Origin of the sequence: Mycobacterium sp. 1245801.1 (genome assembly GCF_001673055.1) — a bacterium.
GTDB classification, from domain to species: domain Bacteria; phylum Actinomycetota; class Actinomycetes; order Mycobacteriales; family Mycobacteriaceae; genus Mycobacterium; species Mycobacterium europaeum_A.
In genome coordinates, this window is the sequence record NZ_LZKY01000171.1 from 37,627 (window position 1) to 47,292 (window position 9,666).

The 9,666-nt window shown below is 67.8% G+C and carries 10 protein-coding genes and 1 pseudogene; 7 read left to right on the forward strand and 4 right to left on the reverse strand.

The annotated features are described in order from the left end of the window. The first annotated feature begins 116 nt into the window (after positions 1-116). Together A5622_RS11045 and A5622_RS11050 are read left to right on the forward strand one after the other, a co-directional pair. Entirely contained in the window at positions 117-494 is a 378-nt protein-coding gene (locus A5622_RS11045; protein ID WP_066869897.1) for an STAS domain-containing protein, read from the forward strand. A gap of 59 nt (positions 495-553) precedes the next feature. After that, positions 554-982, forward strand: a complete 429-nt coding sequence (locus A5622_RS11050; protein WP_082984634.1) for an ATP-binding protein — start codon at positions 554-556, stop codon at positions 980-982. Here the strand turns inward: A5622_RS11050 and A5622_RS11055 are convergent, their stop codons facing one another. Then, entirely contained in the window at positions 983-2,059 is a 1,077-nt protein-coding gene (locus A5622_RS11055) for a phosphotransferase family protein (RefSeq protein ID WP_066878488.1), read from the reverse strand. Next, entirely contained in the window at positions 2,056-3,192 is a 1,137-nt protein-coding gene (locus tag A5622_RS11060; RefSeq protein ID WP_066878490.1) for a hypothetical protein, read from the reverse strand. The genes A5622_RS11055 and A5622_RS11060 overlap by 4 nt, the downstream gene beginning before the upstream one ends. 125 nt (positions 3,193-3,317) lie before the next feature. Between A5622_RS11060 and A5622_RS11065 the strand changes: the two genes are divergently transcribed. From A5622_RS11065 to A5622_RS11085, 5 genes are all read left to right on the forward strand, one after another. Continuing rightward, entirely contained in the window at positions 3,318-3,938 is a 621-nt protein-coding gene (locus tag A5622_RS11065; RefSeq protein WP_066861958.1) for a TetR/AcrR family transcriptional regulator, read from the forward strand. Positions 3,939-4,039: 101 nt separating this feature from the next. Continuing rightward, positions 4,040-5,176, forward strand: coding sequence for a phosphotransferase (locus tag A5622_RS11070; RefSeq protein ID WP_066878492.1), 1,137 nt, complete (start codon positions 4,040-4,042; stop codon positions 5,174-5,176). Between the two features lie 130 nt (positions 5,177-5,306). Continuing rightward, positions 5,307-7,067, forward strand: coding sequence for an amidohydrolase family protein (locus tag A5622_RS11075; RefSeq protein ID WP_066878494.1), 1,761 nt, complete (start codon positions 5,307-5,309; stop codon positions 7,065-7,067). 11 nt (positions 7,068-7,078) lie between these two features. Then, complete coding sequence (locus tag A5622_RS11080; protein WP_066878496.1) at positions 7,079-8,419, forward strand: SRPBCC family protein; 1,341 nt, start codon at positions 7,079-7,081, stop codon at positions 8,417-8,419. Positions 8,420-8,603: 184 nt separating this feature from the next. Further along, positions 8,604-8,864 (forward strand): hypothetical protein, encoded by a 261-nt coding sequence (locus tag A5622_RS11085; protein ID WP_066861940.1) that lies wholly within the window; start codon positions 8,604-8,606, stop codon positions 8,862-8,864. 4 nt (positions 8,865-8,868) lie between these two features. Here A5622_RS11085 and A5622_RS11090 read toward each other — a convergent pair whose 3' ends face one another. After that, positions 8,869-9,525 carry a response regulator transcription factor gene (locus A5622_RS11090; RefSeq protein ID WP_066861989.1) on the reverse strand — a complete coding sequence of 219 codons (657 nt, stop codon included), beginning with the start codon at positions 9,523-9,525 and terminating at the stop codon, positions 8,869-8,871. Next, positions 9,522-9,666 (reverse strand): annotated as a pseudogene (locus tag A5622_RS29110) (two-component sensor histidine kinase); the annotation flags it as partial. The gene A5622_RS11090 and the pseudogene A5622_RS29110, both read right to left, overlap by 4 nt.

Genomic DNA, 9,666 nt, shown 5'->3' on the forward strand with positions numbered 1-9,666 from the left:
TCTCCTCCGTAGGCAAGCGTGTTCCCGCGGGGTTGAATAAACAGCCCCCGGATACGGCAGTGGCTGTTCAGAAGGCTAGCGGTGTCCCGCAAGGGACCGAATGTGAGTGATAGACCATGGGCGAACAAACCGGCGACTTAGTCGATCCAACCGCTTTTGAAGTGGGCAAACACCAGGTAGACCAGGCGGTCGTGCTCAGCGTCTCCGGCGAAGTCGACATGCTCAGCTCGCCGCTGCTGGCCGACGCGATCCAGACCGCGCTGGCGACCAAGCCCGCGGCCTTGATCGTCGATCTGTCCAAAGTCGGTTTTCTGGCGTCGGCCGGGATGACGGTCCTGGTCTCCGCGCAGGCCGAGCTCGAGCCGCCGACGCAGTTCGCGGTGGTCGCCAATGGCTCGGCCACCAGCAGGCCGATCAAACTCATGGGTATCGACAGCGTGCTCTCGCTCTACAGCAGTCTGGACGGAGCGCTGAGCGGCATCGCTGGTGAGTGAGCGTCGACAGGGTGGCAATGCAACTGGGAATGACGGGACGCGCTGACCAGCCGCAGAACGTGTCCAACATCGATGACCGATCCCGCTTCGTACGGACGCGTGTGGTCGCCGACGCGCGCAGCGCGGCCCGCACCCGCGCCGAATTCGCGGCGTGGCTCGAGCGGTACTTCTCCCTTGACGACGACCGGTTCAGCGATCTGCTGCTGGCGGTGAACGAGGCGATCGCCAACGCCGCGGAATTCGCCTACGTCGACGCCGCCGAGCGCGGCACGCTCGACGTGCGGGCAGCCTACGACGCGAATGCCGACACCCTCGCGGTGACCGTCGACGACCGCGGCCGTTGGCGACAGAAGGTGCCGGTGCAGCGCCAGCAGCAGCGGCGCGGCCGCGGCATTCCGCTGATGGAGGTGCTCGCCGACGCCGTGGTCATCGAGCCCACGCCGCAGGGCACCCGCGTCACGTTGACGTGGACCGACGTCAACGCCTGATCAGCCCGCCAGCACCTGCTGGATGCGTTCTTCCCGCGGCAGCACCGGACCGTCGTCGAGGGCTTCGTCGATTCCTAGCTCGGTGAGCCCGGCGCTGGTCAGCAATGAGGTGCCGTAAGCGGCCAGCACGAGTTTCTGGTCCGCACTGTGCCCGTCCTCCACGAGCATCGCGCCGATGAGGCAGATGACGGCCATCTTGAACGCGTTGAACGCCCGATACCAGGGCCGGTCGGTGACCGTGATGCCGCTGGCCGACTCGTAGTGCGCGAGCAGCTCATCGATGGAAAGGGCCGCGGGGTGGCTGGTGATCCCGACCGGCTGCATCCACAGCATTTCGAGCCACCCGATGTCGGTCAGCGGATCACCGACGGTCGTCATCTCCCAATCGAAGACCGCGCTGACCTCGCCGCCGGAGAAGGCGAAATTGCCCGGTTTGGCGTCCCCGTGCACCAGTGTGACCTTCGGGTACGGCGCGGGCTTGGCGGCGAGCAGGGCCTCGTGCAGCCGCTCCAGGGCGGGCAGGCGGTCGCGCTTGACCCGGTTCATCTCCGCGGCCCAGTGCGCGAGCTCGCGGTCCAGATGGTCCGAGCCGTCGTCGAGGGTGTCCAGCCCGGTCCGTCTCAGGTCGACCGTGTGGATGGCGGCCAGCTGTTCGACCAGGCTCTGACACATTCGCACCACAGCACGGTCGGCGTCGGGCGGCGGCTCCATTTCGTAGACGTCGCCGTCGACGCGTTCCATGACGAAGAACGGCCTGCCGAGGATGTCGCCGGTGGGCTCGAGCCACAGCGCTCGCGGCACGCGGACCGGGGTTTCGGCCAGGGCTCGCAAAATCCGGAACTGGCGCGCCAGGTCGTAGGGCTCCAACAGCGCCGGTGGCCGCGGGCGCAGCCCCAACACGACGTCCTGGTGGTCGTCGCGCCCATCCGTGCGGGTGACGACGCGCAGTGTCATCATCTCGGCCGAGTGCCCGAAGCTCACCCGGTCGACGCCCTCGAGACGGACGTCGTCGGCGTCCGGCAGCTGCGTGCGCAGCCAGCCACCGAGCCGCCGTTGCAACTCCTCGCCCAGCGTCATTGGCGCACCCCCGCGTCATCCGCGGGCAGTCGATCGACCGGGGTTTTGTCCTGGGTGAATGCGGACATGTCCATCGCCGCCCAGTTGGGGTAACGGCGATAACCCTGGCCGCCCAGCAGCAATTCGAAGATGCCCCAACCGGTCTCGCCACCCCGTTCGAACCGCATCAGCTGGTCCAGGGCCATCGACTTGCCCTCTGTCTCGGTCAGCTGCTCGGGATCGCTGCTGTCCCAGGTGAAATGGATGAAGTATGCGCCGCCGCCCAGGTCCTCGTACTGGCAGTGCGCCATCGGCAGCCCGTAATAGGCGTTGACCTCGAGGTGCGGCGCCTCGGCGATCACCCGATGGGCCTCGCCGTCCTCATCGGTGAAGACGAGCACCGCGCGGGTGGGCCGCTTGCGGTCGCCGTCGAATTCGACCTCGTGGGAGATCTTGACGAATCGCTTCGACAAGGTCCCGTCGGCATGCGTGATGCCGCCGTCGACGTAATTGACCGCGCCATCGGAGGATTCGATGATCCACGCTTCGATGGCATGGTCGCCGAAGCCGGCGTCGAGCCACAGCCAGAAGTCGATCTTGTCGGAGATCCGCACCCCGAAGGTCCGGTCACGTCCGCCGTGGAAGCCGTCGACGCTGATGCGTTCCCCGTCGATCTGCACCCAACCACTCCACCGGCCGGGTTCTTTCATGTGGTACATGTCCGCGAGCAGTTCGCCGTTCTTGCCATGCACTTTCATGGGCAACAACTCCCACATCGGGGCGGTGGGTTCGTAATAGAGTTCCCATTCGATTCCGGAGTTGTTGGGCTCGATGTCCAATCGCCACTTCTTCAGCGGCTCGACGCAGGTCCAGCGCATCGGCCCGGCGCGCAGCTCGGCGCGGTCATCGCCTGATACCGGCCGACCGGACAACAGGTCCCAGTGCCGGCCGTCGGCGACGCTGACCTTGACGTAACCCAACCCGCTGGCGGTGTTCGGGTTGTTGCCGTAGCCACTGGCCAACAGCATGGTGCCGTCCGGCGACGCGGCGAAGAAGTAGCACCGATCCGACCACGTCGGATCGGTGTCGTGCACCTGGTCGAACGTCGTCGGCAGCTGGTGGGTGAAAGACTCGTCCGCCGCGGAGTACCCCATCGATGGCCCTTTCTGGCTCGCTGGCACGTTGTGCTGCAGGAGGATTCGTTAGCGGCTCAGGCTGGGCCGGATTCTGCTCGCGTCAGATAACAAAGCAGCACAACGCATCCCGTAACATCGCCGCCATGGAACCGAGCCGGCGCTGGGGCGACGACCGCGCGATCCTCGATGACGAGGAGGCCCGTCGACGAATCCTGGATGCCGCCGGCCGCTGCATCGTCCGGCGCGGCAACACCCAGTTCCGGATGGGCGAGGTGGCCGACGAGGCCGGCGTCTCGCGGTCGACGGTGTACCGGTATTTCCCGGGCCGCGATGACGTCCTGCTGGGCCTGATGCTGTCGCGTGTGGACAGCGCGCTCGCCGAGTTGGTGCGCTCGCTGCCCGCCCCGGACGACCCGGTTCGATCGGTGCCGGAGATGGTGCTGGCGCGGGTGGAATCGGTGGACGGCAACGCGCTGAACGAAGCGTTGTTCGCCGCCGAGAGCACCGCGGTGGCGTCGGCGCTCGAGAAGGGTTCCGAACCGATCGTGGAGCTGCTGCTGCGGCATTACGGGCCGCTGTTGGACCGATGGAAAGCGGCGGGGCTGCTCTACCCCGACGTCGATTTCCGGTCGATCGTCCAGTGGTTGCACACCGCGACGCTGTTTCTGCTGGCGCCCTCGTGGCGATTTCGCCCCGCCGCGGACAAACGAGAATTCGTCGAGCAGTTCGTGGTGAGGGCCTTGGTGCCACAGATCAGACAATAATCGTATATTGTCTGATGTCCAGACGTTCGATCGATTTTGTCCGACGCCGCTGGTGTTAAGCGCGCAGTACTGCGGCCGGCTCGCAAATCAGGATGGATGACATGAAAACTCCTGTGGGACAAGCATTTTCCATCCTCGGCTTAGCCGCTCACCTGGGCCGCGGTGCGGGGCGGGTGGCCACCGACGCGGTGGTCGGAGGCCGATTCGGCCTGCCACGGACGGTCGAGGACATCGACCCCGCCACCCTGTCCCGGGTCATGGGGACCACCGTTCGATCCATCCGCGTGCTGAGCCGCGACGCCGGCACCTCCTCGCGTGGCCGGCTGGTACTGACCGGCAGGGAGGTCCCCGACTCGGTGTTCGTCAAGGTCGCGGCGCAGGCCGCTGCCACCCGGCTGATGGGCGAGCTCGGACGCCTGGGACACACCGAGGTCCGCTTCTACCGGGAGCTCGCGCCGCAGGTCATCGGCGTCCCCTACTGCCACGGCACGGCGTTCGACCCGTGGACCGGCCGATACCTGCTGGTCCTCGAGGACCTGCCGGCGGAGTCGTGCGAGTTCCCCGACACGCTGCACCCGCTGTCGGCCGACCAGGCCGGCCTGATCGTCGAGCTGCTTGCCGAACTGCACGCCACCTTCTGGGGGCGGCTGCCGCGCGACGGGCGCGGGCCAATGGGCTGGCTGTACACCCCGTCGGGCGACGTCACGTCGCTGTTGACCGGGTCGCTCATGCACACCTCCATCAAGCGGCTGGCCGAGCGGACCACGATCCCGGTGGAAAACGGCAAGTTCATCGCCGACAACTACCGCGCCGTCGCGGCGCTCATCGACACTCCCCCACATACCGTCATGCACGGCGATGCCCACCCGGGCAACATGTACTTCCACGGCGGCAAGGCCGGGCTGCTGGACTGGCAGGCGGTGCGCCGTGGACACCCGTCGCGCGAACTGGCCTACACCCTGATCACCAGCCTGACGCCGGAGGACCGCCAGGCCAACCAGCGCGAACTCCTCGACGACTACCGGCGGGCGCTGATCGCCGCCGGCGGACCCGAGCTGGACCGCGACGACCTGTGGCTGCGGTTCCGCCAGGCCGCGTTGTACGCATACGTCGCCCCGCTGATCACCACCGGGATGGGTGGCATGCAGCTCGAAGTCATTGCGATGGAAGGCCTGCGGCGCGGCGTCGCGGCACTCGATGATCTGGAAACCGTCGACGCCCTGAAGGGCTCGCTCTGACGGCGGACCAATTCGGCCGGGGCTATTGCCTTCGTCGCGCCAAGAGTTACGCTACCTACCGTAGCGAAATCCGGCGTGCCTCGCGCTCAGCCCGCCAGGGACAGCCCGCGACCCGGCGAAGGGAAGTCTCATGTTCGACCTGAAGATCATCGGTGGCACGGTCGTCGACGGCACGGGCGCGCAACGCTTTCTCGCTGACATCGGCATCAAGGACGGCAAGATCGTCGACGTCGTTCGCCGCTCCGCCGACGGCCCCACGCTGACCGGCGAGGCGGCCGAAACCATCGATGCGACAGGTCGCGTGGTGGCGCCCGGATTCGTCGACATCCACACCCACTACGACGGTCAGGTCAGCTGGGACAGCCTGCTGGAGCCCTCCAGCGGCCACGGCGTGACCACGATCGTGACCGGCAACTGCGGCGTCGGCTTCGCGCCCGTGCGGCCCGGCACCGAGCAGTGGCTGATCGAGCTGATGGAGGGCGTCGAGGACATCCCCGGGACCGCGTTGACCGAGGGCATCACCTGGGGATGGGAGACCTACCCGGAGTATCTCGACGCGGTCGACAAGCAGAAGTTCGCCGTCGACGTCGGCAGCCAGGTCGCGCACGGCGCCGTCCGCGCCTACGCCATGGGCGAGCGGGGCGCGCGCAACGAACCGGCCACCCCCGAGGACATCGAGGCGATGGGCCGGCTGGTCCGCGAGGCGATCGAGGCCGGGGCGCTCGGCTTCTCCACGTCGCGCACGATGGGCCACCGCGCGATGGACGGTGAGCCGGTGCCGGGCACCTTCGCCGCCGAGGAAGAGCTGTTCGGCCTCGGCCGCGCGATGGCGGCCGGCGGCCAGGCGGTGTTCGAGCTGGCCCCGCAGGGCGCCGCGGGCGAGGACATCATCGGCCCGAAAAAGGAACTGGACTGGATGCGGCGACTGAGCGGCGAGATCGACCGGCCGGTGTCCTTCGCGCTGATCCAGGTGGACGCCGACCCGAAGCTGTGGCGGGAGATGCTGGACTTGTCCGCGGACGCGCACGCCGCGGGCGCCCGCCTCTACCCGCAGATCGCGGCGCGCCCCTTCGGCATGATGATCGGCTTCCAAGGTCATCACGGGTTCAGCCACCGGCCCACCTATCGCCGGCTGAAGGCCGAATGCAGCCGCGACGAGCTCGCACAGCGGCTGGCCGACCCCGCCGTGAAGGCGGCGATCCTCGCCGAGGACGACCTGCCCCCCGACCCCACATTGTTGTTCGACGGCATGTTCGCCCTGGTGCAGCACTCGCTGGGACGGCTGTATGCCCTGGGCAATCCGCCGGACTACGAGCCCACCCCGGACCGCACCGTCGCGGCCATCGCCGAGGCCCGCGGCGAGGACCCGTTGTCCACCCTGTACGACCTCATGCTGGAGTCGAACGCGACCAACATGCTGATGCTGCCGCTGTTCAACTACGCCGACGGCAACCACGACGCGATCCGCGAGATGATGCTGCACCCCGCCGGCGTTCTCGGACTATCCGACGGCGGCGCCCACTGCGGGATGATCTGCGACGCTTCCTATCCCACGTTCCTGCTCACGCACTGGGCGCGGGACCGGCACCGCGGCGAGAAGCTGTCGCTGGAGTACGTGATCCGCAAGCAAGCCCGCGACACCGCGCACCTGTTCGGCCTCACCGACCGCGGCACCATCGAACCGGGCAAGAAGGCCGACATCAACGTCATCGACATGGACGCGCTGACACTGCATCCGGCCGCGATGGCGTTCGACCTGCCCGCCGGCGGCAACCGAATCCTGCAGGGGGCCAGCGGTTATGCCGCGACCATCGTCAGCGGAACGGTGACCCGCCGCGACGACGTCGACACCGGGGCGCGCCCCGGCCGCCTGGTCCGCGGAGCGCGTTAAGAGCTCCCGCGATGGCGACGGCGGCCGGCAATCCGGCGCGGACCCGCGACGAGGACGCCATCGGCGCCCCGCCGGAGTGCCCGACGCTGGTGCCCGCCGAGCGTTACTACTCCCCCGCCTTCGCGACGCTCGAGTCGCAGCGGATGTGGCCGAGGGTGTGGCAGCTGGCCTGCATGCTCGACCACGTCGCGGCGCCCGGTGATTATTTCGAATACCGCTGCGGCCCCTATGGGGTGCTCATCGTCCGTGACGACGACGGGGTGCTCCGCGCGTTCCAGAACGTCTGCCGGCACCGCGGCAATTCGCTGTGCACCGGATCGGGTTCGGGCCTGCACGAACTCAAATGCGGCTATCACGGCTGGACGTGGGACCTCGCCGGCGCGCTCAAACGGGTGCCCAACCGCAAGGGCTTCGGCGGGCTGCGCATGTCCGACTTTCCGCTGCTGCCGGCGCGCGTCGACACCTGGGCGGGGCTCGTCTTCGTCACCCTCGACCCGGGCGCGGTGTCCCTGATCGAGTACCTGGAGGCGGTGCCCGACGACATCGCCTGGTGCCACCTGGAGGATTTCCACTGCTATGCGACCCTGACCGTCGAGGTCGACGCCAACTGGAAAACGATCGCCGACGGATACAGCGAGACCTACCACATCCAGACCCTGCATCCCGAACTGCTGCGCTGCGTCGACGACATCCATGCACCGCAACGGATTTGGGGGCACACCGGGAAATCGGACCAGCCCTACGGTGTGCAGAGCCCACGGTTTGACGGTGCGCTGAGCGACGAAGAGGTCTGGGACGCCTACGTCTATACGCAGGGCGCGCTGATGGGCGCGGCCGAAGGCACCCCCTTCCCCGCCGAGGAACGGAGGCCCGGGCAGACGGTTGCCGACCTGATCGCCGACCGAACGCGGGCGTTCGCCGCAACCCGCGGCGTGGATCTCAACTGGGCTGACACCGATCGAATGACCCGATTGCATCAGTACAACGTGTTTCCTAACATGACGCTTCTCGCCAACGCCGACCACCTGACCGTGATGTGCGCGCGCCCCGCCGCCGACCCGTCGCCCGACAAGGGTGAGCTGGTCATGTTCTTGATGACCCGCATGCCGCCGGGCGCGCCGCACACCAAGCCGACGGATGTCCGCATGGCCGCCGAGTCGGCCGAGCCCGGGGTGGTGCTCACGCAAGACATCGCGGTGCTGCCCGGCTTGCAGCGCGGCATGCACCAACCCGGCTTCACTCACTTGGTGTTGTCCAGCGAGGAGCGCCGCGTGATCAACATGCATCGCAACCTGGAGCGCTATCTCGACCTACCGGCCTCCCAGCAAATGAGCGGCGGTGCGGCGAAGTGATCTGTCCCAACATAATTCGTGTTCGCAGCGCAAAAGTGGCGCCGGGCGATTTAGAATCCCGCTTGTGATGACCCCGTCTTACCCCTGGGGGGACGATCGAGGGCAACTTGCGCGGCGGCTTCGGCTGCCATATGAATCGCTCCGCCGGCGGCGGGCGCTACGTCTGAGCCAGAGCTTCGAGCGGGTGGGCGTTCGAACGGCACCGGAGCGCTTGCGCCAAATGCTGGAGGGTGCGCCGCTGGCCGCCCACGAGCTGATGAACGTGAACTTCGCGCTGATCGCGATCCGGCTCGACCGCGAATTGCGTGCCGCGCGCTACAAGCGGCTCAGGCAACGCGGTACCCGGTCGCTAATGCTCGCCGGCCTGATCATGGTGGTGCTCAACTTCCTCATGTGCATGGCCTACGTCATGCTGAACCTGGCCGAGCAATCGGCGCCGCTGTAGGTCTTCAGCGCGGGGCGACGATGCCGTTGTCGTAGGCGTAGACGATCGCGGCGGCACGGTCGCGCAGATCGAGCTTCCCGAATATCCGGCCGATGTGGCTCTTGACCGTGACGCCCGAGATGCACAGTTGATTCGCGATCTCCGTGTTGGACAGGCCCTGCCCGATCAACGTCAACACGTCGAGTTCGCGGGTGGTCAGCTCACCGATCGCCGTGCCGCGCGGCCCGGGAGCGGCCTTGCGGTAGGTGGTCAACACCCGCGAGGTCACCGCGGGATCGAGATAGCTGTCGCCCCTGGCGACGGCCCGCACCGCGCGGATCAACTCCTCGGCCGACGAGTCCTTGAGCACGAAGCCGGCCGCACCGGCGCGCAGCGCCCCCGATAACAGCTCGTCCTCGTTGAAGGTGGTCAGCGCCAGCACCGGCGGCCTGCCACCCAGCCTGCGCGTCGCCTCGATGCCGTCGACGCGGCGCATCCGCAGGTCCATCACGACGACGTCGGGCCGGTGCTCGGCCACCGCGGCGGGCACCTCGTCTCCGTCGGCGCACTCGGCCACGATGACGAAACCGTCCTTGCGGCGCAGGATCCGGCGCAGGCCCGACCGCACCAGGTCCTGGTCATCGACGAGCAGCACAGCGACCTCGGGGACGGTGTCGATCACGCCCTGCACCACCCTGGCCGCCAGGCGGTATCGCCTTCCTGCAGCGGTATTTCGGCGCACACCGACCACCCGTCGCGGGTGGGGCCGACGTCGATGGCCCCGCCGAGCAGCTCGACGCGCTGGCGCATGCCGCGCAAACCG

Coding starts and splice junctions, on each gene's coding strand:
- A5622_RS11045 (WP_066869897.1), top strand. CDS start 117: ATGGGCGAACAAACCGGCGACTTAGTCGATCCAACCGCTTTTGAAGTG.
- A5622_RS11055 (WP_066878488.1), bottom strand. CDS start 2,059: ATGACGCTGGGCGAGGAGTTGCAACGGCGGCTCGGTGGCTGGCTGCGC.
- A5622_RS11060 (WP_066878490.1), bottom strand. CDS start 3,192: ATGGGGTACTCCGCGGCGGACGAGTCTTTCACCCACCAGCTGCCGACG.
- A5622_RS11065 (WP_066861958.1), top strand. CDS start 3,318: ATGGAACCGAGCCGGCGCTGGGGCGACGACCGCGCGATCCTCGATGAC.
- A5622_RS11070 (WP_066878492.1), top strand. CDS start 4,040: ATGAAAACTCCTGTGGGACAAGCATTTTCCATCCTCGGCTTAGCCGCT.
- A5622_RS11075 (WP_066878494.1), top strand. CDS start 5,307: ATGTTCGACCTGAAGATCATCGGTGGCACGGTCGTCGACGGCACGGGC.
- A5622_RS11080 (WP_066878496.1), top strand. CDS start 7,079: ATGGCGACGGCGGCCGGCAATCCGGCGCGGACCCGCGACGAGGACGCC.